This window comes from Thermomonas mangrovi (assembly GCF_028201335.1).
GTDB classification, from domain to species: domain Bacteria; phylum Pseudomonadota; class Gammaproteobacteria; order Xanthomonadales; family Xanthomonadaceae; genus Thermomonas; species Thermomonas mangrovi.
This window is the reverse complement of the sequence record NZ_JAPEVV010000002.1, coordinates 490,715-512,686: the sequence shown is the minus strand read 5'-3', so window position 1 is coordinate 512,686 and position 21,972 is coordinate 490,715. Positions and strand designations below refer to the sequence as shown.

At 70.2% G+C, this 21,972-nt stretch carries 21 protein-coding genes and 1 riboswitch; of the genes, 7 read left to right on the top strand and 14 right to left on the bottom strand.

From position 1 onward, the window contains the following. Window positions 1–51 precede the first annotated feature (51 nt). The 8 genes from metF to ON759_RS06130 all read right to left on the bottom strand — a co-directional run bounded on the left by metF (window position 52) and on the right by ON759_RS06130 (window position 9,014). The gene (gene metF / locus ON759_RS06165; protein ID WP_271679477.1) at window positions 52–885 is read right to left on the bottom strand and encodes a methylenetetrahydrofolate reductase [NAD(P)H]; all 834 of its coding nucleotides are present in this window, start codon (window positions 883–885) and stop codon (window positions 52–54) included. 60 nt (window positions 886–945) lie between these two features. Beyond that, window positions 946–2,391 carry an adenosylhomocysteinase gene (gene ahcY / locus ON759_RS06160; protein ID WP_271679476.1) on the bottom strand — a complete coding sequence of 482 codons (1,446 nt, stop codon included), beginning with the start codon at window positions 2,389–2,391 and terminating at the stop codon, window positions 946–948. 26 nt (window positions 2,392–2,417) lie between these two features. Then, a riboswitch (S-adenosyl-L-homocysteine riboswitch) is annotated at window positions 2,418–2,488 on the bottom strand. 34 nt (window positions 2,489–2,522) lie between these two features. After that, window positions 2,523–3,734, bottom strand: a complete 1,212-nt coding sequence (gene metK, locus ON759_RS06155) for a methionine adenosyltransferase (protein ID WP_271679576.1) — start codon at window positions 3,732–3,734, stop codon at window positions 2,523–2,525. Between the two features lie 159 nt (window positions 3,735–3,893). Continuing rightward, window positions 3,894–4,892, bottom strand: coding sequence for a tRNA dihydrouridine synthase DusB (dusB, locus tag ON759_RS06150; RefSeq protein WP_271679475.1), 999 nt, complete (start codon window positions 4,890–4,892; stop codon window positions 3,894–3,896). A gap of 41 nt (window positions 4,893–4,933) precedes the next feature. Continuing rightward, the gene (locus tag ON759_RS06145; protein ID WP_271679474.1) at window positions 4,934–5,881 is read right to left on the bottom strand and encodes a ribokinase; all 948 of its coding nucleotides are present in this window, start codon (window positions 5,879–5,881) and stop codon (window positions 4,934–4,936) included. Between the two features lie 4 nt (window positions 5,882–5,885). Further along, complete coding sequence (locus ON759_RS06140) at window positions 5,886–7,181, bottom strand: NupC/NupG family nucleoside CNT transporter (protein ID WP_271679473.1); 1,296 nt, start codon at window positions 7,179–7,181, stop codon at window positions 5,886–5,888. Between the two features lie 81 nt (window positions 7,182–7,262). Continuing rightward, window positions 7,263–8,396, bottom strand: a complete 1,134-nt coding sequence (locus ON759_RS06135) for a diguanylate cyclase (protein WP_271679472.1) — start codon at window positions 8,394–8,396, stop codon at window positions 7,263–7,265. A 51-nt stretch (window positions 8,397–8,447) separates the two neighbouring features. Next, a complete protein-coding gene (locus tag ON759_RS06130) occupies window positions 8,448–9,014 on the bottom strand; it encodes a TMEM165/GDT1 family protein (RefSeq protein WP_271679471.1) in 567 nt (188 codons plus the stop codon). Window positions 9,015–9,276: 262 nt separating this feature from the next. Between ON759_RS06130 and ON759_RS06125 the strand changes: the two genes are divergently transcribed. Beyond that, window positions 9,277–10,242: an aldo/keto reductase gene (locus tag ON759_RS06125; RefSeq protein ID WP_271679470.1), complete on the top strand. Its 966-nt coding sequence runs from the start codon at window positions 9,277–9,279 to the stop codon at window positions 10,240–10,242. Between the two features lie 3 nt (window positions 10,243–10,245). Here ON759_RS06125 and ON759_RS06120 read toward each other — a convergent pair whose 3' ends face one another. Genes ON759_RS06120 through ON759_RS06110 form a run of 3 tightly spaced genes read right to left on the bottom strand, consistent with a single transcriptional unit; the run spans window position 10,246 to window position 13,001 of the window. Further along, entirely contained in the window at window positions 10,246–11,589 is a 1,344-nt protein-coding gene (locus ON759_RS06120; protein ID WP_271679469.1) for a PDZ domain-containing protein, read from the bottom strand. A gap of 43 nt (window positions 11,590–11,632) precedes the next feature. Next, entirely contained in the window at window positions 11,633–12,418 is a 786-nt protein-coding gene (locus tag ON759_RS06115) for a hypothetical protein (RefSeq protein WP_271679468.1), read from the bottom strand. Further along, window positions 12,411–13,001: an RNA polymerase sigma factor gene (locus ON759_RS06110; RefSeq protein ID WP_271679467.1), complete on the bottom strand. Its 591-nt coding sequence runs from the start codon at window positions 12,999–13,001 to the stop codon at window positions 12,411–12,413. The genes ON759_RS06115 and ON759_RS06110 overlap by 8 nt, the downstream gene beginning before the upstream one ends. 107 nt (window positions 13,002–13,108) lie before the next feature. Here ON759_RS06110 and ON759_RS06105 point away from each other — a divergent pair, with 107 nt between their 5' ends. The 4 genes from ON759_RS06105 (at window position 13,109) to gcvH (ending at window position 16,139) form a co-directional block, all read left to right on the top strand. Next, the gene (locus ON759_RS06105; protein ID WP_271679466.1) at window positions 13,109–14,071 is read left to right on the top strand and encodes an SPFH domain-containing protein; all 963 of its coding nucleotides are present in this window, start codon (window positions 13,109–13,111) and stop codon (window positions 14,069–14,071) included. A 3-nt stretch (window positions 14,072–14,074) separates the two neighbouring features. Continuing rightward, window positions 14,075–14,506, top strand: a complete 432-nt coding sequence (locus tag ON759_RS06100) for an NfeD family protein (RefSeq protein WP_271679465.1) — start codon at window positions 14,075–14,077, stop codon at window positions 14,504–14,506. A gap of 70 nt (window positions 14,507–14,576) precedes the next feature. Then, complete coding sequence (gene gcvT, locus ON759_RS06095; RefSeq protein WP_271679464.1) at window positions 14,577–15,677, top strand: glycine cleavage system aminomethyltransferase GcvT; 1,101 nt, start codon at window positions 14,577–14,579, stop codon at window positions 15,675–15,677. 66 nt (window positions 15,678–15,743) lie between these two features. Next, window positions 15,744–16,139: a glycine cleavage system protein GcvH gene (gene gcvH / locus ON759_RS06090; protein WP_271679463.1), complete on the top strand. Its 396-nt coding sequence runs from the start codon at window positions 15,744–15,746 to the stop codon at window positions 16,137–16,139. Between the two features lie 426 nt (window positions 16,140–16,565). On the opposite strand, the gene ON759_RS06085 is transcribed toward gcvH, so the two are convergent. Continuing rightward, window positions 16,566–16,724, bottom strand: coding sequence for a hypothetical protein (locus ON759_RS06085; protein ID WP_271679462.1), 159 nt, complete (start codon window positions 16,722–16,724; stop codon window positions 16,566–16,568). Window positions 16,725–16,928: 204 nt separating this feature from the next. Here ON759_RS06085 and ON759_RS06080 point away from each other — a divergent pair, with 204 nt between their 5' ends. Beyond that, window positions 16,929–17,315 carry a histone H1-like repetitive region-containing protein gene (locus tag ON759_RS06080; RefSeq protein WP_271679461.1) on the top strand — a complete coding sequence of 129 codons (387 nt, stop codon included), beginning with the start codon at window positions 16,929–16,931 and terminating at the stop codon, window positions 17,313–17,315. 109 nt (window positions 17,316–17,424) lie between these two features. On the opposite strand, the gene ON759_RS06075 is transcribed toward ON759_RS06080, so the two are convergent. Then, a complete protein-coding gene (locus ON759_RS06075) occupies window positions 17,425–18,774 on the bottom strand; it encodes a serine hydrolase domain-containing protein (protein ID WP_271679460.1) in 1,350 nt (449 codons plus the stop codon). 127 nt (window positions 18,775–18,901) lie between these two features. Continuing rightward, window positions 18,902–20,479, bottom strand: coding sequence for a GMC family oxidoreductase (locus ON759_RS06070; RefSeq protein WP_271679459.1), 1,578 nt, complete (start codon window positions 20,477–20,479; stop codon window positions 18,902–18,904). Between the two features lie 131 nt (window positions 20,480–20,610). Between ON759_RS06070 and ON759_RS06065 the strand changes: the two genes are divergently transcribed. Then, window positions 20,611–21,966 carry an NTP/NDP exchange transporter gene (locus tag ON759_RS06065; RefSeq protein ID WP_271679458.1) on the top strand — a complete coding sequence of 452 codons (1,356 nt, stop codon included), beginning with the start codon at window positions 20,611–20,613 and terminating at the stop codon, window positions 21,964–21,966. The last annotated feature ends 6 nt before the right edge of the window (window positions 21,967–21,972 follow it).

Sequence of the window (21,972 nt, the reverse complement as noted above, 5' to 3'; positions counted from 1 at the left end):
CCGGGCGACGTGTCGACGAGGCGTCGCAAGTCACTGAATTGAAACGAAATTTCACGCCATCTTGGCAATCACGTTCAGGGTCGGTTTGGCGAGGTTGAGCGTGTAGAAGTGCAGGGCCGGTGCGCCCCCGGCGACCAGCCGGTTGCACATCGCGGCCACCAAGTCGGTGGCGAACTCGCGGACCGCGCCCGCATCGTCGCCGAACGCGCGCATGCGTTGGCCGACCCAGCGCGGGATCTCCGCACCGCAGGCCTCCGAGAAGCGCCGCAGCTGGGTGAAGTTGGAGATCGGCATGATCCCGGGCACGATCGGGATGTCGATGCCGAGGCGGCGCGCGTCGTCGACGAAGCGGAAATAGGCGTCGGCGTTGTAGAAATACTGGGTGATCGCACCATGCGCGCCGGCGTCGACCTTGCGCTTGAAGTGGCGCAGGTCCGCCAGCGCGTCCTCCGCCTGCGGATGGGTCTCCGGGTAGGCTGCGACCTCGACGTGGAAATGGTCGCCGTGTTCGCCGCGGATCAGTTCCACCAGTTCGTTGGCATGGCGCAGGTCGCCGCTGCGCGCCATGCCGGACGGCATGTCGCCGCGCAGGGCCACGACGCGGTCGCAGCCCAGCGCGCGGTACAGCTTGAGCAACGCGCGCAATTCCTCGCGGCTGCCGCCGACGCAGCTGATGTGCGGCACGCCCGCCACGCCATGCATGGCGCGCAGCCGCTGCACGGTCTCCGGCGTGTGGCTCAGGGTGGAGCCGCCGGCACCGAAGGTCACCGACATGAACTGGGGGTCGAGCCCCTTCAGCCGTTCCACCGTGCGATCCAGCTGGCTGCGCTGGTCGTCGGTCTTGGGCGGGTAGAACTCGAAGGACAACGGGACGCGGCCGGACATGCGGGGCTTCCGTTCGATGCCGTGGGGAGGCGGGCGGCGCGGACGCCGCCCGCGGCGCGGTCAGTAGCGGTAGTGCTCGGGCTTGAACGGGCCGTCGACCGGCACGCCGAGGTAGTCGGCCTGCGCGGTGGTCAGCCTGGTCAGCTTCACCCCGATCTTCTCCAGGTGCAGGCGCGCCACTTCCTCGTCCAGCTTCTTCGGCAGGATGTAGACCTTCGGGTCGTAGAAGTCCTTGTTGTGCCAGAGGTCGATCTGCGCCAGCGTCTGGTTGGAGAAGCTGTTGCTCATGACGAAGCTGGGGTGGCCGGTCGCGCAGCCCAGGTTCACCAGGCGGCCCTCGGCCAGCAGGAAGATGCTGTTGCCGCCGGCGAAGGTGTACTTGTCCACCTGCGGCTTGATGTTGGTGCGCACCGCGCCGGAGGCGGCCAGTGCATCGACCTGGATCTCGTTGTCGAAGTGGCCGATGTTGCAGACGATGGCCTGGTCCTTCATCGCCTGCATGTGCGCCAGGGTGATGATGTCCTTGTTGCCGGTGGTGGTGACGTAGATGTCGCCGCGGCCCAAGGTGTCCTCGAGCGTGGTGACCTCGAAGCCCTCCATCGCCGCCTGCAGCGCGCAGATCGGGTCGATCTCGGTGACCACCACGCGGCAGCCGTACGCGCGCAGCGAGTGCGCGCTGCCCTTGCCGACGTCGCCGTAGCCGCAGACCACCGCGACCTTGCCGGCGAGCATCACGTCCATCGCGCGCTTCAGGCCGTCGGCCAGCGACTCGCGGCAGCCGTACAGGTTGTCGAACTTCGACTTGGTGACCGAGTCGTTGACGTTGATCGCCGGCACCAGCAGCTTGCCGCGCTCGGCCAGCTGGTACAGGCGGTGCACGCCGGTGGTGGTCTCCTCGGAGACGCCCTTCCAGTCGGCGACCACGCGGGTCCAGTAGCCCGGGCGCTCGGCGTGCACGCGCTTGAGCAGGTTCTTGATGACCTGCTCCTCATGGCTGCCGGAGGCCGAATTGACCCAGCTGTCGTCGCCCTGTTCCAGCTCGTAGCCCTTGTGGATGAGCAGGGTGACGTCGCCGCCGTCGTCGACCACCAGCTGCGGGCCGGTCAGGGTGCCGTCGGCCAGGGTGAAGGTCAGCGCGTCCAGCGTGCAGTCCCAGTATTCCTCCAGGGTTTCGCCCTTCCACGCGAACACCGGGGTGCCGGTCGCGGCGATCGCGGCGGCGGCGTGGTCCTGGGTGCTGAAGATGTTGCACGAGGCCCAGCGCACGTCGGCGCCGATGTCCTTCAGCGTTTCGATCAGCACCGCGGTCTGGATGGTCATGTGCAGGCTGCCGGTCACGCGCACGCCCTCCAGCGGGGCCTGCGGCGCGTACTTGCGGCGGATCGACATCAGGCCCGGCATCTCGTGCTCGGCGATGTCGATTTCCTTGCGGCCCCAGTCGGCCAGGGCGATGTCGGCGATCTTGTAGTCGCCGGCCGCCGGCGGGGTCTTGAGTTGTGCGTTCATGCGGTGCTCCGTGAGTGAGGTGGACTTCATCACGGGCGCCGTTGTCGACATGCCGAGCCTGGTCGTGCCGTGCACGATCGCAGCGCCCCTCGGCGAACCGGCGCGCGGATGGCCGCGCGCCGGGGTGCAGCTTACTTGAGCTTCGCGGCCTTGCGCAGTTGCTCGGCCTTGTCGGTCTTCTCCCAGGAGAAGGCGGTCGCGGCCTGCTTCTTGCCGGCGCCGTCGACGTAGCTGATTTCCTTGGGCTTGCGGCCGAAGTGGCCGTAGCTCGCGGTGGCCTGGTAGATCGGGTGCTCCAGGTCCAGCATCCTGGTGATGCCGTACGGGCGCAGGTCGAAGTGGGCGCGGATCAGCTTCTCGATCACGTCGTCGCCGACCTTGCCGGTGCCGAAGGTGGTGACCGAGATCGAGGTCGGCTCGGCGACGCCGATGGCGTAGCTCACCTGCACTTCGCACTTGTCGGCCAGGCCGGCGGCCACGATGTTCTTGGCGACGTAGCGCGCGGCGTAGGCGGCCGAGCGGTCGACCTTGGACGGATCCTTGCCGGAGAACGCGCCGCCGCCGTGGCGGGCCATGCCGCCGTAGCTGTCGACGATGATCTTGCGGCCGGTCAGGCCGCAGTCGCCCACCGGCCCGCCGATCACGAACTTGCCGGTCGGGTTGATGTGCACCTTGTTCTTCGGCAGCGCGTCCAGCCACTTCTTCGGCAGCACCGGCACCAGGATCTCGGCGCGCACCGCCTCGACCAGGTCCTTCTGCTTGATGTCCGGGTCGTGCTGGGTCGACAGCACCACGGCATCCAGGCCGAGCACGGTGTTGCCGTCGTAGCGCAGGGTGACCTGCGACTTCGCGTCCGGGCGCAGCCACTTCAGCTTGCCCTTCTTGCGCACCTTGGCCTGCTGCTCGACCAGGCGGTGGCTGTAGTACAGCGGCGCGGGCATGAATTCCGGGGCCTCGTTGCAGGCGTAGCCGAACATCAGGCCCTGGTCGCCGGCGCCCTGTTCCTCGGGCTTCTTGCGGTCCACGCCCTGGTTGATGTCCGGCGACTGCTTGCCGAGCATGTTGATGATCGCGCAGGTGTGCCCGTCGAAGCCGACCTCGGAATTGTCGTAGCCGATGTCGTTGATGACCTTGCGCGCCAGCGCCTCGATGTCGACCCACGCGCTGGTGGTGACTTCGCCTGCCACGATGGCCGCGCCCGTCTTCACCAGGGTCTCGCAGGCCACGCGCGCGCGCTTGTCCTGGGCCAGGATCGCGTCCAGCACCGCATCGGAGATCTGGTCGGCGATCTTGTCCGGGTGGCCCTCGGAGACCGATTCGGAGGTGAACAGGTAGCTGGACATCGGCGGGTTCCTCATGGAGTGATTCATCCTTGTATGCGGATGAAAAGATGGCCGCGCATGATACAGGGACGCGGCCGACGATGCATCCTGCCGGCGGGCCCGTTAAGCCGGGGTTGCCCGATGGCGTTCCGGGAGGCCCGGCCCTGGCTTCTGGGGGGCTCAGGCGGCGGCCGGCAAGCCCGGTGCCACGCCCGCGGCGAGCGCGTCGAAGTAGTCGCGGGTCAGCCGCAGCTGCTCGTCCGCCGATTGCGCGCGGTTCACGACGGCGCGGAACGCCGCGTTTTCCGGACGGTCCCTGGCGTACCAGCCCAGGTGCTTGCGTGCGATGCGCACCCCCGCCGATTCGCCGTAGAACGCGTGCAAGGCCTGCAGGTGGCCGAGCAGGATCTCGCGGACTTCGGCCGGGCCGGGCTCCGGCAACGGCGTGCCGGTCGCGAGGTAGTGCGCGATCTGGCCCAGCAGCCAGGGCCGCCCTTGGGCGGCGCGGCCGACCATCACCGCATCGCAGCCGGTCGCCTCGAGCACCTGCTTGGCCTTGGCCGGGGAATCGATGTCGCCGTTGGCCACCACCGGGATCCGCAGCATCGCCTTGATCGTGGCGATGGTGTCGTACTCGGCGGTGCCGGCGTATTGCTGGTCGCGGGTGCGGCCGTGCACCGCCAGCGCCGCGATGCCGGCGTCCTCGGCGATGCGGGCGATCTCCGGCGCATTGCGGTGCGCGGCATCCCAGCCGGTGCGGATCTTCAGGGTCACCGGCACGTCGACCGCCCGGACCACGGCCTCGACGATCCGCGCCACCAGGTCGGGCTCGCGCATCAGCGCGCTGCCGGCCCAGGCATTGCAGACCTTCTTCGCCGGGCAGCCCATGTTGATGTCGATGAGTTGCGCGCCATGGTCGACGTTGAAGCGCGCGGCGTCGGCCATGACCCCGGGCACGGTGCCGGCGATCTGCACGCTGACCGGGTCGGGCTCGCCGACATGGTCCATGCGGTGCAGCGACTTCGCGGTATGCCAGAAGCGCGGGTCGGACGTGGTCATCTCGGAGACCGCCAACCCGGCGCCGAGGCGCTTGCACAGCAGCCGGAACGGCTTGTCGGTCACGCCCGCCATGGGCGCGAGGATCACCTTCGGGTCGATGCGGTGCGGGCCGATCTGCATCCGCGGATTGTAGGGGAGCCGCAGTCCTCGGGCCCGGGAACTCAGCCTGCGGCCATCCGCGGCATCGACAGGGCGGCGCCGGCCAGTTCGGTCGAGCGGCTGGCGTAGCGCACCGCGAACCGCACGTGTTCGGCGAAGGCGCGCGCGGGCAGCAGCGCCAGCGAGGCGGCCAGGGCGCCGTTGAAGGCGTCGCCGGCACCGGTGGTGTCCACCACCTGGGTCGGCTCGATCGGGACCCGGTAGCAGGCGACGGTGTCGCCGCGCAGTTGGCCCTCGGGATGCGACACGAAGCAGCCGCTGCCGCCGAGGGTCACGATCACCGTGCTGTCGTGGCCGAGCGCGCGGCAGTGCGCGTGCAGCCGCTGCTGGTCGAGCTGCGACAGGGCCTCGGGCTCGATGCGTTCGCCCACGTGGCGCCCCAGCAAGGCGGCGAATTCGGTTTCATTCGGGGTGAGGATGTGCGCCAGCTCCAGGGTGGCGCCGGGCACCGCGGCATTGGCGGGCGCGGGATTGAGGATCACCGTCGCGCCGGCGTCGCGCCCGGCCTGCATGGCCATCGCGATGGCCTCCACCGGCGACTCCAGTTGCGCCAGCACCACCGCCGGATGTCCGCCGTCGGCGACACGCGCGGCGGCGAAGCCGGCGTCCAGCGCGGCATTCGCGCCGGCACCGACCACGATGCAGTTGCGGCCGGCCGCGTCCACGTAGATCCCGGCGGTACCGGTCGGCAATTCGCTCGGCTGCGCCGCCAGGGCGATCCCGTCGGCCGCGCACAAGGTGCGGGCGAGCTGTGCGCCGGCATCATCGCCCAGCGCGCACACGAAGCGGGTGTCGGCGCCCGCGCGCCGCGCCGCCATCGCCTGGTTGAAGCCCTTGCCCCCGGGCCCGCTGGCGTAGTCGCCGCCGAGGGTCGCGCCCGCCTGCGGCAGGCTGGCGACCCGCCACACGTGATCGACGTTGAACGAACCGACGACGACGACCTCGCTCATGGCCTCAACCGAAATGGCTCAGCACGCCGGCGATGGTCGCGGTCATGAAGGTGGCGATCGAACCGCCGAGCACCGCCCGCAGGCCGAAGCGGGCGAGGTCGTGGCGACGCTCGGGTGCCAGCCCGCCGATCCCGCCGATCTGGATCGCGATCGAGCTGAAGTTGGCGAAGCCGCACAGCGCGTAGGTCGCGATCAGCGCGCCTTCCTTGCTCAGCATCGCGCCGGGCACCTGGCCGTTCACGATCTGCGACAGCTCGGTGTAGGCCACGAATTCGTTGATCACGACCTTCTGCCCGATCAGCGAACCGACGGTGGTGGCATCGCCCCACGGCGTGCCGATCACCCATGCGATGGGCGCCAGCAGGTAACCCAGGATGGTGGACAGGTTGGTCGGCTTGCCGATCGCCTGCGCGATGCCGGTCACGTCGCCGAGCCAGGTCAGCGGCGCGTTGACCAGCGCGATCAGGGCGATGAAGGCGAGCAGCATCGCGCCGATGTTCAACGCCAGCCGCAGGCCGTCGCCGGCGCCGGCCGCGGCCGCGTCGATCACGTTGCTGGTGGTCTTCTCGACCTCCATCTTCACCGTGCCGCGGGTCAGCGGGGTGCCGGTCTCGGGGATCAGGATCTTGGCCACCACCAGCGTCGCCGGCGCGGCCATGATCGAGGCCGCCAGCAGGTGCTTGGCGTAGAACGCCTGCTGCGCCGGGTCGGCGCCGCCAAGCATGCCCACGTAGGCCGCGAGCACGCCGCCGGCGATGTGGGCCATGCCGCCGATCATCATCGTGATCAGCTCGGACTCGGTCATCCGCGGGATGTAGGGGCGCACGGTCAGCGGCGCCTCGGTCTGGCCGATGAACACGCTGGCGCAGACGCTGGTGGTCTCCGCCCCGGACACCCGCATCACCTTGGTGATCGCCCAAGCCATCGCGCGCACGATCGCCTGCATCACCCCGAGGTGGTACAGCACGCCCATCAGCGCGGAGAAGAAGATGATCGTGGGCAGCACCTGGAAGGCGAAGATGAAGCCGTTCTTCGGGATGTCCATCAGGCTGCCGAAGATGAAGTTCGAGCCTTCCCCGACGAAGCCCAGCACCCGCACGAAGGCCTTGCTCAGCCAATCGAAGACGTTGCGGCCGCCGGGCACCAACAGGACGAGGGCGGCGAAGCCGACCTGCAGCACGATGCCGGTGGCCACGAGGCGCCAGTCGACGGCCTTGCGGTTGTTGGAGAACAGCCACGCGATCCCGACCAGCACCGCCAGCCCGAACAGGCCGAACCCGATCCGCGACACACCATCCATCCTGGTCTTCCCCTGGCCCTGCGGCCCCGCGTGCGATCACGCAGGGTAGTCACCGCCGGGCGGGGCGGCAAGCCGGGGCCGCTAGGCGTCGCGGGCCATCACCCGATTGCGACCCTCGCGCTTGGCCTGGTGCAGGCGCGCGTCGGCGCACCGCAGCAGCGCCGAGAGGTCCGCTCCATCCTGCGGCCAGCTGGCGATCCCCGCGCTGAAGGTCAGCCGCATCGGATCATGGCCGGGCTCCGGCAGGAATGGGCGCGACGCCACCGCGCGACGCATCGCCTCCAGCCGTTCCCAGGCGCGACCGATGGGCTGGCGCATCAGGAACGCGAACTCCTCCCCGCCGAGCCGTGCCAGGCATTCGTCGTCCTGGACGTGCTCGCGGAGGACGTCGACCACGTGGCGGAGCGCGCGGTCGCCGGCGAGGTGGCCGACCTCGTCGTTGATCCGCTTGAAGTAGTCGAGGTCGATCAGGCAGGCGGACAGGGACGTTCCGCTGGCGCGGATGTCGCCGAGCATCGCCGGGAAGCGATGGACGAGCCAGGTGCGGTTCGGCAACCCGGTCAAGCCATCGGTGCCGGACATGTCGACCAGCCGCTGCATGCGGTAGACCACCGCCGCCGCCACCGCCGTCATCAGCATGATGAGCATCAGCCGTTGCAGCTGGTTCGCGGCGGTCACCGTGCCGTAGTCGACCGAGACCAGGCGATCCGGTGGGCTGGCGAGCGCGACCACCAGCGCCAGTCCGGCGTATTGGGCCAGCGCGAGCAGGCCGGTGAAGAGGGTGAGGCGGCCATCGTTGCGCAAGGTGGTCAGGCAGATCGCCACCAGGTAGAACACCCACACGACCATGCTGTTCAAGCCGGTGGCCGGAGATTCGATCGCCAGCAGCGCCAACACCAGGGTGGTCAGGCTGATGTCGTAGGTCGACGTCGCCCAGGTCAGCCAGCGATAACGACCGCGCGAGCGTGCCAACGCCAGCCACACCTGCGACATCACGATCGCGAGGACCACGCCGAGCAGGCCGACCAGGGTCTCCCCGAGCTTGCCGCCGGTCAGCACGTTGGCCAGAGGCAACGCCAGCATCGACAGCGACAGCCAGGCCCTGAGTTGCGCGACGAGCAGCTCGCCGCCGGTGCCGAGTTCCAGCATCAACGCATCGGGACGCGCCAGCAGGCGCTGCCGGACGTCGTGGAGGCCGGAAGGCAGGTCGAACACGCGGTCTTTCCCCGATGGACGCCGGGAGGATACGCCAGCGCCCCGGTGTCGTCAGTGCGGCAGTCCGGCGAACGCGGCCCACAGGCCGAGGACGAGGAACACGCAGGCGGCGGCGATGCGCGCGGCCTTGAGCGGCAGGCGTGCGGCGAACTTGCTGCCGAGCAGGACCACCGGGACGTTGGCCAGCAGCATGCCGACCGTGGTGCCCGCGACCACTTGCCACAGCGGGTGGTACTTCGCCGCCAGCAGGACCGTCGCGACCTGCGTCTTGTCGCCGATCTCGGCGATGAAGAACGCGATGGTGGTGGCGATGAAGGCGCCGCGCGCGGGCAGGCGGGTGTCCTCGTCCATGGTGTCGGGCTTCAGCGTCCACAACGCGATCGCGATGAACGAGCCGGCGACGATCCAGCGCAGCAGGTCCGGCGTCAGCCACTGCGCGGCGAGCGCGCCGATCCACCCGGCGAGCGCGTGGTTGAGCAGGGTGGCGACGAGGATGCCGGCGACGATCGGCCACGGGCGGCGGAAGCGCGCGGCCAGCAGCAGGGCCAGCAACTGGGTTTTGTCGCCGATCTCGGCGAGGGCCACGGTGCCGGTGGAAACGAGCAGGGCGTCGAACATGCGGAACTCCGGGCCGGGCGAGTGGGATGGACGCGAACGCAGTCGCCACGTCGCCCGGCCGGGTGCGCGGCGCCTGCCTTCGGTCTTGTCCTGCCGGCCGCGGGGCCTGCATCGCGCGCCATGGCCTGCCGACCAAGTGTGTTGACGCGCGGGTCGCGACTCGCGCCGCGACGGACTACTCCCCGGAGGAGGGGAGGCGCATTGTAAACGAGCGCCGCCCGGCCGCGCCTAGAATGGCCGCCTGCCCGCACCCGGACCCTTCATGGACTATCGCCGCCTTGGCCGCGCCGGCCTTCGCCTTTCCAGCCTCTCGCTCGGCGCCTGGGCCACCTTCGGCCAGCAGGTCGGGCGCGGCGTCGCCCGCGAGCTGGTGGCGGCGGCCTGGGACCACGGCATCAATTTCTTCGACAACGCCGAGTCGTACGCGCAGGGCGAGGCGGAACGCGTGATGGGCGACGTCCTCGCTGACCTGCGCCTGCCGCGCGATGGCTGGTGCGTGTCGAGCAAGGTGATGTTCGGCGCGGTCGACGATCCGCGCCCCACCCAGCAGGGGCTGTCGCGCAAGCATGTGCACGATGCCTGCCACGCCGCGCTGAAGCGTCTGCGGGTCGATTACCTCGACCTGTACCTGTGCCACCGCCCGGATCCCGAGACCCCGATCGAGGAGACGGTGTGGGCGATGGACGCGCTGGTCCGCCAGGGCAAGGTGCTGTACTGGGGCACCTCGGAGTGGAGCGCGGAGCAGATCCGCGAGGCGCATGCCGTGGCACGCGCGCACCACCTGCAGGCGCCCAGCCTGGAGCAGCCGCAGTACAACCTCCTGGACCGGCAGCGGGTGGAAGCGGAATACGCGCCGCTGTACGCCGCGTTCGGGATGGGCACCACCACCTTCTCGCCGCTGGCCTCGGGCCTGCTCACCGGCAAGTACAACGACGGCATCCCGGACGGGTCGCGGCTGGCGCGGGAGGGCTACACCTGGTTGCAGCGCGGCTTGCGCGGCGCGCGCGTCGAGGCCTTGCGCCGGTTCACCGCGCTCGCCGCCGAGTTGCAGGCGACGCCGGCGGCGTTGGCCATCGCGTGGTGCCTGCGCAATCCGCATGTGTCCAGCGTGTTGCTCGGGGCGACCTCGGTGCCGCAATTGCTGGAGAACCTGGCGGCGCTGGACGTGCTGCGCCGCCTCGACGATGCCGCATGGGCGCGCGTCGAGGCGACGTTCGCCGGGGCCTGAGCCTCAGCCGCCCTTCGGAGGCGCCGGCGGTGCCGGCGGCGGGGGCGGCGGCAAGGCCTCCTCGTCCTCGACGATGGTCTTGTGGCCCTTGTCGTCCACGATCACCTGCACGCGCTTCTCCACGCGCCTGCCGTCCTGCGGCAGCGCCTGCACCCAGGCCGGCGGCGTGTCGCCCGGCTTGCCTTCCCAGGTGCGCGTCTTGCCGTCCTTGTCGACGATGACGATGGTCTGCGCACCATCGCGGGCGACGATCTTCGGCATGCTGGCCCGAGGGGCGCTGCCAGCGCCATCGAGCACCTGCACCTGGCCATCGCCACCGACGAAGACCATCTTGCGATGCTCGGCCATCCCCGGCGCGGGCAGCTTGAACGGCAGCGCCTCGGGTACCGCAATGTCCGCGCGTCGCGTCGCCTTGTCGCGCAGGAACTCGACCGCCACCCGTTCGCCGGCCTTGCGCGCGCGCAAGGCCTCCATCACGTCGCGCGGGCCGGCCACCGGCTTGCCGTCGATCGTGCGGACCACGTCGCCGGCCTGCAGGCCCTGCAGGTCCTTGCCGGTGCTGAGCACCAGCGCGCCCTTGTCGGTGCCGAAGTAGCGGCCGAGCCCGCCATCGACGGCGGCGAGGTTCAGCCCGTTCCAGCGGAACGCTTCGGCCAGCGCGGGCAACTTGCAGTCGTCGCCCTTGCAGCCGCCATCCAGCCGGATGATCTCGTGGCGCACGTCGGGCGCGATGGCGGCCTCCCAGTGCGGCGGCGGGCCGCCCTGGATGCGGTCGGCCAGCACCTCGATGTCGCCATCACCGCTGCGGAAGACCTGCACGTTGCCGTCGAAGCCGGCGCCGGGCATGCCGGGCACGATCATCAGCCGGTCGGCGACCTTGGGCGTCAGCGACACCTCGCGCGCGGCGCCATCGCGCTCGTAACCCAGCGCCACCGCGCGGCTGCCGTCGAGCGCGCCCAGCCATTCCCGTGCCTGCGCGAGCCGGGCCTCGCCATCCACGGCATCGATGCGGCGCCCGTCGATGCGGGTGATGCGGTCGCCGGTCTTGAGGCCCGCCGCCGCCGCCGCGCTGTCCGGCGTCACCCCAGCGATGCGCACGCCCGGCTTGTCGTCCGGCGCGAGCAGCACGCCGACCACCGGCTTGCGCAGCATCCGCTTTTCGATCCGCACCGGGGCGCCGGGGGCGTCGTACTTGCGCGCGAGTTCCGCATACCGCTGCGCGGCCTGGTCGAGCGCCGCGCGCGCGGCATCCAGTTCCTTCTGTTGGGCCGGCGTGGGCGCGGTCTGCGCGGAAGCGCCGGCGGCGAGGGCGAGGCCCAGCGCGGCGGCGAGGAGCGAACGGGTCATGGCGGTCTTCATGCAGGCCTCTTGGCGATGGAAGGGTGCGGGATCAATCGATGGTGACCAGGGCGGCGTCGTAGGACTGGCCGCGCGCGGCGTACAGGCGTTGCGTCGCCTCGATGCCGACCAGTTGCTGCAGGGCCTCGACACGGGTGTCCCACAGGGAAGTGCGCTGGGCGGTGCTCAGGTCGGGCTGCGAGAGCGCGGCATCGACCGTGGCGACGCGTGCCTCCAGGGTTTCGGTCAAGGCCGCCGCCGCGCCGCTGGCGACGCGCTCGTCGCGGGCCAGCGCGAGCAGGCTTTCAAGCTGGGCGGAGCGGGCATACAGGCCGTCGAGGGCATCGGCAGTCGCGGCATCCTGCGTCGTCGCGACCTGCGATGCAGGGTGCGACGGCGTGGTGCGGGGTCCCGATGCACTGGAGGGGCGCATGCGCGTGCCGCTCGCCACCAGGGTAGGCGCGCGGGCTTCGGGACGGGTGGACTGCGCAACCGGTTGCATCCGTGCGGGTTCCGGGGCGCGATCGAGGGCCTGCGCCGGTGTCGGCGTGGCCTCGGAGACCGCGATGGCGCCAGTGGCGATGCCGGGATCTCCCGCACTCGGCGCAGGCAGGCGCCACGGTAGCAATGCCGCCAGCAACAGCGAGGCCGCCATCGCCACGCCCCAGGGCCAGCGTGCGGGACGTGCGGGCGCTGCGGCGGGCAGGCGCGCCCGCAGCCGCTGCCAGCCGTCGGGCGTCGGCGTTTCCGTAGGCAGCGCGGCGAAGGCGTCGTGCCAGTCGGCGGGTGCATCGGGTGGACCGGGCATGCGCGGCTCGAAGCGGCCGGTATCAGGCATGCGCCACCTCCCGCGCCGGCGGCGCGACGTCGACCTGCAGCAGCTGGCGCAGGCGGCGGGTGCCGCGCGCGAGCTGGGATTTCGAGAAACTGGGCGTGCGCTGCATCGCTGCCGCGATCTCCTCGTGGGTGTAGCCCTCGGCGTGGTACAGCCAGAGCACGCTGCGGGTGGTCGCCGGCAGTTGCGCCAGCGCGCGCTGGAGCAGCGCGGCGTCGGCGGCCGCGGGCGGCGGCAGGGCATGGTCCTCGGCGTGCGCGTCGAGGGCGTCGTCGGCCAATTCGATCGCGTGCCTGCGGTCGCGCCGCAGCCGCATCAGCGCTTCGTTGACCGCGACCTGGCGCAGCCAGCCCCAGAACGGGGTGCCGCGGTCGCCGCGGTAGCCATCCACCTGGCACAGCACCTTGAGCATCGTGTCCTGCAGCACTTCGTCGGCCTCCGCGCGGTCGCCGCAGATGCGCAGCGCCAGGGTGAACACCGGCCGCTCGAACCAGCGGTAGAGCTGCTCGAACGCCGCCCGGTCCCCGACCCGCGCACGGGCGAGCAGGGAGGCGGGCACCTCGATCGCGAAGCTGGAAGCGGCCATCTGGAAGGAGAGGATGCACCCGCGGGCGAAAGGGTCGCAGCGCCGGCGCGATAGTGCCCGCGGCGGCGCCTGCCTATACTCGACCGCATCCAAGGGAGGAAAGTGCGATGACCTTCATGACGTTGCTCACCCTGATCCTGCTGTTCGCCGGCGTGGTGCTGCTGGCCAAGGCGGTGCGGATGGTCCCGCAGGGCTACGAATGGACGGTGGAGGCGTTCGGCAAGTACACCCACACGCTCTCGCCCGGCCTGCACTTCCTGATGCCGGTCTACCAGGGCATCGGGCGCAAGATCAACATGATGGAACAGGTGATGGACGTGCCCAGCCAGGACGTCATCACCAAGGACAACGCGGTGGTGAAGGTGGACGGCGTCGTCTACTTCCAGGTGCTGGACGCGGCCAAGGCGGCCTACGAGGTCGCGCAGCTGGAGATCGCCATCCTCAACCTGGTGATGACCAACATCCGCACCGCGATCGGGTCAATGGACCTCGACGAGTCGCTGTCCAAGCGCGACGAGATCAACACCAAGGTGCTGCACGCGGTCGACCAGGCCACCCATCCCTGGGGCGTCAAGGTCAACCGCATCGAGCTGAAGGACATCCAGCCGCCGCGCGACCTGGTCGATTCGATGGCCCGGCAGATGAAGGCGGAGCGCGAGAAGCGCGCCAACATCCTCGAAGCCGAGGGCCTGCGCCAGGCCGAGATCCTGCGCGCCGAGGGCGAGAAGCAGTCGGCGATCCTCTCGGCGGAAGGCCAGAAGGAAGCCGCGTTCCGCCAGGCCGAGGCGCGCGAGCGCCTGGCCGAGGCCGAGGCGAACGCGACGCGGATGGTCTCGGACGCGATCGCCGGCGGCAACGTGCAGGCGATCAACTACTTCGTGGCGCAGAAGTACATCGAGGCGTTCAAGGCGCTGGCCGAGGCGCCGAACCAGAAATTCGTGATGATGCCGATGGAGTCGGCCGGCGTGATCGGCTCGCTGGCCGGCATCGCCGAGCTGGCGAAGGACGCGCTCGACCGCAACGGCGGCAAGGCGCCGCCGGCGATCGGCGGCAAGGGCGCGGGAGGCTGAACCATGCGCTGGGACGTGTTCGCATGGGCGGCCCTGGCGCTGCTCCTGTTCGCCGCGGAGGCGCTGGCCCCCGGCGCGTTCATGCTGTGGCTGGGCCTGGCCGCCGCGGCGGTGTTCCTGGGCGTGCTGCTGGTGCCCGGCATCCCGATGCTGGCGCAGGCGGCGGCCTTCGTGGTGCTCGGCTTCGTGTCGGTGCAGGTCTACCGCACCTGGTTCCGCGGCCGCGGGCGGGCGAGCGACCAGCCCGCGTTGAACCGGCGCAGCGCGGCGCTGGTGGGGCGCGTGCTGCCGCTGGAGCGCGCCATCGTCGATGGTCGCGGGCGGGTGCAGATCGCCGATGCCTACTGGGAGGTCACCGGGCCGGAGCTGCCGGCCGGCACCCACGTGCGCATCGTCGGCGGCGACGCGATGACCCTGCAGGTGGAGCCGGCCTGAGCTGGCGTACCGGCGCGCATGGCCGCGCCGGTCTGGGATAATCGCGGTTTCCCCGACGCCGGAACCGCGCATGAGCCAGAAGACCGTCCTCAACGACACCCATCGCGCGCTCGGCGCCAAGATGGTGGACTTCGGCGGCTGGGACATGCCGATCCACTACGGCTCGCAGATCGACGAGCACCACCAGGTGCGCCGCGACGCCGGCATGTTCGACGTCAGCCACATGACCGTGGTCGACCTGACCGGCGCGCGCACCCGCGAGTTCCTGCGCCACCTGGTCGCCAACTCGGTGGACAAGCTGCAGAAGCCGGGCAAGGCGCTGTACACCACGATGCTCAACCCGCAGGGCGGGGTGATCGACGACCTCATCGTCTATTTCATGTCCGAGGACTGGTTCCGGCTGGTGGTGAATGCCGCCACCCGCGAGAAGGACGTGGCCTGGATCACCACGCAGGCGGCCGCGTTCGCCGTGGAGGTGAAGGAGCGCCCCGAATTCGGCATGGTCGCGGTGCAGGGGCCGAACGCCCGCGAGCGCGTCATCGGCCTGCTGCGCGAGGAGGACCGCGCGCCGGTGTCGAAGCTGGCGCGTTTCGCCGCCCGCGAGGCGCGCACCACCGGGGGCGTCGAGGTGTTCGTCGCGCGCACCGGCTACACCGGCGAGGACGGCTTCGAGGTGATCGTGCCGGAGGCGCAGACCGTCGCGTTCTGGAACGCGCTGCTGGCGGCGGGGGTGAAGCCGGCCGGCCTGGGCGCGCGCGACACCCTCCGCCTGGAGGCCGGCATGAACCTGTACGGCCAGGACATGGACGAGGCGGTGTCGCCGTTCGAGGCGGCCCTGGCCTGGACCGTGGTGCTGGACGAGGGTCGCGACTTCATCGGCCGCGCCGCGCTGGAGGCGCAGCAGGCCGCCGGCACCGCGCGGCAGATGGTCGGCCTGGTGATGGACGAGAAGGGCGTGCTCCGCCACGGGCAGAAGGTGGTCACCGCCAATGGCGAGGGCGAGATCCTGTCCGGCACGTTCTCGCCGAGCATCGGCAAGGCGATCGCCTTCGCCCGCATCCCGGCCGGCGCGCCGGGCGACGTCCGGGTCGACATCCGCGGCCGCGAGGTGCCGGTGCGGGTGGTCCGCTTCCCGTTCGTCCGCGACAACACCGTGCAGCCCGGCATCTGAACATTCCGCGCGCGCTTCGCTAGACTTCCCGCACCCCCACCACCGCAACGTTCCCTGGAGCCACCCATGAGCGAGATCCCCGGCGACCTCAAGTTCCTCAAGTCCCACGAATGGGTGCGCGTCGAAGGCGACGGCAAGGCCACGGTGGGCATCTCCGACCACGCCCAGGGCCTGCTCGGCGACCTGGTCTACGTGGAGCTGCCGAACGTCGGCGACACCGTGGAAGCCGGCAACGCCTGCGCCGTGGTCGAGTCGGTGAAGGCCGCGTCCGACGTGTACGCGCCGGTCAGCGGCAAGGTGGTCGAGGTGAACGCCTCGCTCGCCGACAAGCCGGAGACGATCAACGAGGACGCGTACGGCGACGGTTGGCTGTTCGTCCTGCAGATGGACGATGCCGAACAGCTCAACGAGCTGCTGGGACCGGATGATTACGCAGAGGCGCTGGAAGAAGACGAGCACTGAATCCGGCGACGCCTTGCATCCGGGACCCGCGGCGGTGACGTCGCGGGTCTTTCGTTTCCGGCGCCTGGATCGCGCCCGCGCGGCGTGGTGGACGGTGCCGGAGTTCGCGCATTTTTCGCGCAAGTGTGCTTGTGCGGCGCGAAATCGCCGTCGGCGCGCGCGTTGCGGCGCAGGTCATCGCTGGTCCTGCCGGGGCGCCACGCGCGCACGCTCGATGGCGTTCGACAGGCATGGACAAACTTTCGCCACGACGTGCGAAAGCCGCTCCAATGCTCGCTTTCATGGCGATGGATGATGGATGATGCAATCCATGATGCAGCCGCCGGACGATCTCCATCCGCGGCCTGCGCGCGCATGCGCGCGCATCGCCGCCGCCGTGCCGCGAAAAACTTCGCGCGAAGTTGTTGACACTCGAAAAAACCGTGATTAGGTTTCGCCCAGCAGACGTTCCCTGCGGAAGCGAGTGAGCAGACACGACGCGAGAGCCAGCAACGACGCACGCACCTCCGCCAGCAGCATCGGCCAGGTGTGCGACGGCTTCGCTTCCCCTGCGAAAAGCGCCTCCACGGATACGGAGACGTCCATGATCGAAACCTGCAGCGAACACCGCCGCGGGTTTTTTAATGGGCGCGGGACGTCCCAAGGCGGCAGCGGATTCGCATCGCGTGCCGTCGCCTCATCCGGTCCGGTGCGCCTGGCGCGCCGGCGGTCGATCGCGGGTCCGACTCCCGCGGTGTGTTTCGAAACTGGGCGTTAACCGAGCTGTACCCATTGACGAGGAGCCATCCCATGGCCGTTAAGAAAGCTGCGAAGAAGCCCGCTGCCAAGAAGGCAGTGAAGAAAGCCGCTGCCAAGAAGCCGGCGGCGAAGAAGGTTGCGAAGAAGGCGGTGAAGAAGGCCGCCGCGAAGAAGCCGGCCGCCAAGAAGGCCGCTGCGAAGAAGCCGGCCGCCAAGAAGGCGGTGAAGAAGACTGCTGCGAAGAAGCCGGCCGCCAAGAAGGCGGTGAAGAAGGCTGCTGCGAAGAAGCCGGCCGCCAAGAAGGCTGCTGCGAAGAAGCCGGCCGCCAAGAAGGCTGCTGCCAAGAAGCCGGCGGCGAAGAAGCCGGCTGCCAAGAAGAAGGCCGCGAAGAAGGCCAAGCCGGTTGCGATGCCGGCGATGCCCGCGCCGATGATGTAAGAAGCCTGGCTCGACCAGGCAACGCGTTACACCTGAAGGCCCTTCCCGTTGCCCAGGCGGGAGGGGTTTCTTTTTGGGCGGTGGCCCGGCGGCGCCGGGCGGGCACGGGTCAGAACGGCGAGGCCTGCGCGGCCGAGGCGTCGGCGCCCGCGCCATTCACCGGCTTGCCGGCATACAGCGTCTGCGTGGACTCGTCCGGCAGCACGTCCTCGTCCAGCCACTGGCCGCCGGAGATCCCGAGCGCGCGGTCGAGGATCGTCGGCAACAGGCCGGAAGGCAGGGCGCTTTCGCTGTTCCACAGGATGGCGATGCCGAGGTCGCGGTCGGGGAGCATCGCCATCGCGGTGCGATAGCCCTGCACCGCGCCGCCATGGAACACGACCTGGTGGCCGGCGTAGTCGAAGACGCGCCAGCCCAGGGCATAACCCGCCGAGCCCAGGCGCGCGCGGCGCCAGCCGGAACCGCGCAATTCGCTCGGCGTCTGCACCAGCGGGGTATGCAGGGTGGCGAGCAGCGGCGCGGGCAGCACGTCGGGGCGGTGCCCGGACTGCGCGATCAGCCACTGCGCCATGTCGCTGATGCTGGCGTTGACGCCGGCCGCCGGCGCGACCCGGTAGTAGTTCGGCTTGGGCGATACCGGCACCCAGCCGCCGCGCCCGCGCACGTGCGGGCGCGCCCAGCGCGCGCTGGCCTCGAGGCCTTCCAGGCCGTAGCTGGCGTCGTGCATGCCCAGCGGCTTGAAGATGCGGCGGGCCACGGTCTCGCTGTAGAACTGGCCGGTGGCGGCGAACACGATGTCGCCGATCAGGCTGAAGGCGACGTTCTGGTAGGCGTAGCACTCGCCCGGCGCGCAGGTCATCGGCGCATTCGCCATGCGCAGGGTCAGGCTGCGGACATCGGCGTTGGCCTCGAGGTCGCGGTCGTAGGCGTTGCGGGTCAGGCCGACGCGGTGGCTCAGCAGGTCGGCGACGGTGACCTGCTCGGCCGCGCCGGGGCGCGACAGCTTGAAGTCGGGGACGTAGTCGACGAGGTGGCTGTCCCAACGCAGCACGCCATCGTTGACCAGGATGCCGGTGACGGTGCCGGCGAACGACTTGCTCAGCGAGGCCAGCCGGAACACCGTGTGCGCATCGACCGGGCTGCCGGCGTGGGCGTCGGTGACGCCATAGCCACGCGCGCTGAGGACGCGGCCGTCCTGCACGATGGCCACCGCCAGGCCTGGGATGCGGCCATTGGCGACCAGTTGCTGGGCCATCGCCTCGACCTCGGCGATGTTGACCGCCGGGACCAGCGGCCGTGCGGCGAGGGCGGGAGCGTCGGAGGCCGTCGCGGCCATCGGCGCACTGGCGGCGGTGCCGTTCCAGGTCATCGCGCTCTGCGCCGCGGAACCGACCGCGACCGAGAGCAGGGTGGCCACGAGTCCGAGGCGCCAGGCGCGTCGACCGGTGCGATCCATCATCGGCGATCCCCTGTGGTTGTACGGCGACCCACCGATTCTAGCGCCGGTGAAGAGCTTTGCATGAACAGGGGGAGGTTGCGGGCCTAGATAGTTGATCGGGCTCGCATTTATGTCTCGTGGCGCGGGCTCAGCCCGCCTTGATCAGGTCGGCCGCGCGCTCGGCGATCATGATGGTCGGCGCGTTGGTGTTGCCGCCCGGCAGGCTGGGCATCACCGAGGCATCGACCACGCGCAGGCCTTCGACGCCGCGCACGCGCAGCGACGCATCCACCACCGCCGCGTCGTCGTCGCCCATCCGGCAGGTACCGACCGGGTGGTACACCGACTCGGCCTTGCGGCGGATGAAGGCGACCAGCTCGGCATCGGACAGGTCGCTGCGTTCGGGGAAGATCGGCGCCCCGCGATAGGGATCGAACGCCGGCTGGGCGAAGATCTCGCGCGAGACCTTGGCGCACTCGACCATCATCCGCAGGTCGAAGCCCTCGGCATCCGACAGGTAGTTCGCCTCGATCCGCGGCTTGTCGCTGGCGCGGTTGCTCGCCAGCGTCAGCCGGCCCCGGCTGCGCGGGCGCAGGAAGCAGGCGTGCAGGGTGTAGCCGTCGCCCGGGAGGCGGTGGCGGCCATGGTCGTCGAGCATCGCCGGCACGAAGTGGAACTGCACGTCGCAGCGCGCGTCCGGCGCCAGCGGCGAACGCCAGAAGCCGCCGGCCTCGGCGATGTTGCTGCTGCCCGCGCCGCGGTGGCCGCGCAGGAAGTAGTCGAAGGCCATCTTCGGCTCGTTGATGCGGTCGTAGGTGATGCGCTGGGTCGAGTGCTGGAGGGTGCAGATGTCGAGGTGGTCCTGCAGGTTCGCGCCGACGCCGGACACGTCGTGCACCACGTCGATGCCGAGCTTGCGCAGCGCATCGGCCGGGCCGATGCCGGACAGCATCAGCACCTGCGGCGAATTGATCGCGCCGCCGCTCACGATCACCTCGCGCGCGGCGGGCTGGTGGAAAGCCTGCCCGCGCATCGCGTAGGTCACGCCGTTGGCGCGTCGCCCATCGAAGGTGATGCGGCTGACCAGCGCGCCGGTATGCACGGTCAGGTTGGGCCGGCTGCGCACCGGCGCGAGGTAGGCCGCCGCGCTGGAGCAGCGCGCGCCATCGCGCTGGGTGACCTGGTACAGGCCCACGCCGGCCTGCGCCGGGCCGTTGAAGTCGCGGTTCGACGCGATCCCGGCCTGGTTCGCGGCTTCGATGAAGACATGCGAGAGCGGGTTGCTGTGGCGCAGGTCGGACACGCCCAGCGGGCCGTCGCCGCCGTGCAGGGCATCGCCGCCGCGGGTGTTGCCTTCGGCGCGCTTGAAGTAGGGCAGCACGCTGGCCCAGTCCCAGCCTTGCGCGACGCGCGCCCAGTCGTCGTAGTCGGCGGGCACGCCGCGGATGTAGCACATCGCGTTGATCGAGCTGGAGCCGCCCAGCACTTTGCCGCGCGGCCACCACAGGACGCGGTTGTCGAGCTGCGGCTCCGGGGCGGTGTCGTAGTCCCAGTTCACGCCCTTGCGATTGACCAGCTTGGCCAGGCCGGCGGGCATGTGGATGAAGGGATGCCAGTCGCGCGGGCCTGCTTCCAGCAGCAGCACCTTGACGTTCGGGTCTTCGCTCAGGCGGTTGGCGAGCACGCAGCCGGCCGAACCGGCGCCGATGATGATGTAGTCGTACAAGCGAAGCGGCCGGCATCCAGGGTGGCGCCGACGCTATGCCCGCGGCCTAGAGCAAATGCTCTGCAACCGGGCTGGCGCCATCCGGCGCCTGCGGTTACCGTGGCGCATCGTCGCGCCCAGCCGGCCACAGGATGACGGACGCCCCCACCGCCACCGGACGCATCGCCCGCTTCAGGAGCGCGCTGGCAGACTCGCCGCCGCTGCTGTGGTCGTTCCTGTATTTCTTCAGCCTGCTGTGCGGCTACTACGTGCTGCGTCCGGTGCGCGAGGCGATGGGCGCGTCCGCCGACGTCGCCGCGGTCTTCCCGCCGGCGATGGTGGAGTTCTTCGCGGCGCGCGGGTTGCCGTTGAAGGAACTCACCCTGCAGGTGCTGTTCACCTGCACCTTCCTGATCATGCTCGCACTGCAGCCGGTCTACGGCGCACTGGTCAGCCGCTATCCGCGGCGCGTGTTCCTGCCGGTGGTGTACGGCTTCTTCATCGTCACCCTGCTGCTGTTCCACGCCGCCTTCGACAGCGGGATGCCGGGCCGCGGGATGGCGTTCTTCCTGTGGATCACGGTGTTCAACCTGTTCGCGGTGGCGGTGTTCTGGAGCTTCATGGCCGACGTCTACGACAACGTTGAGGCGCGCCGTTACTACGGCTACATCGGCGCGGCGGGGACGCTGGGCGCGATCGCCGGGCCGATGCTCACGCGGGTGCTGGTGGAGCGCATCGGCATCGCCAACCTGATGCTGGTGTCGGCCGGCTTCCTGCTGCTGTGCATCGGCTGCCTGCTGCGCCTGCGCCGCTACGCGGTGCAGCGCGAGGCCGCGCGCCAGCTCGCCAGCGGCGAGGTGCCGATGGGCGGCACCGTGCTCGCGGGCCTGCGGCTGGTGGCGCGCGAGCCGCTGCTGCGCTGGATGGCGGTGCTGACGGTGTTCGGGGTGGGTGTCGGCACCCTGCTGTACAACGAGCAGGCGGCGATCGTGCGCCAGTTCTACCCGGATCCGGAGCGCGCCACCGCGTTCTACGCGAACATCGACCTGGCGGTGAACGGGCTCACCCTGTTCGTGCAGTTGCTGGTGACGCGCGCCTTGCTCTCGCGCTTCGGCATCGGCCCCGCGCTGTTGATCCCGGGCGTGGCGATCATCGCTGGCTATGCCGCGCTGGCGGCCTCGCCACTGCCTTTGCTGGTGGCGGTGGTGCAGGTGGTGACACGCGCCAGCGAGTTCTCGCTGGCCAAGCCCGCGCGCGAGACCGTGTACACGCGGGTCGCCCGCGAGTGGCGCTACAAGGCCGGTGCCGCGATCGACACCGTGATCTACCGCGGCGGCGACCTCACCTTCGTCTGGGTGCACAAGCTGCTGTCGGGCTTCGGGTCGCAGGCGGTGTTCGGCGTGGGCCTGCTGGTCGCCTGCGGCATGACGCTGGGCGCGCTCGGCGTGTTGCGCGAGGCGCGCAAGTTGCCCGCGGCACGGCCGGGAGAGCCCAGCGCCGGCACCTGAGCCGCC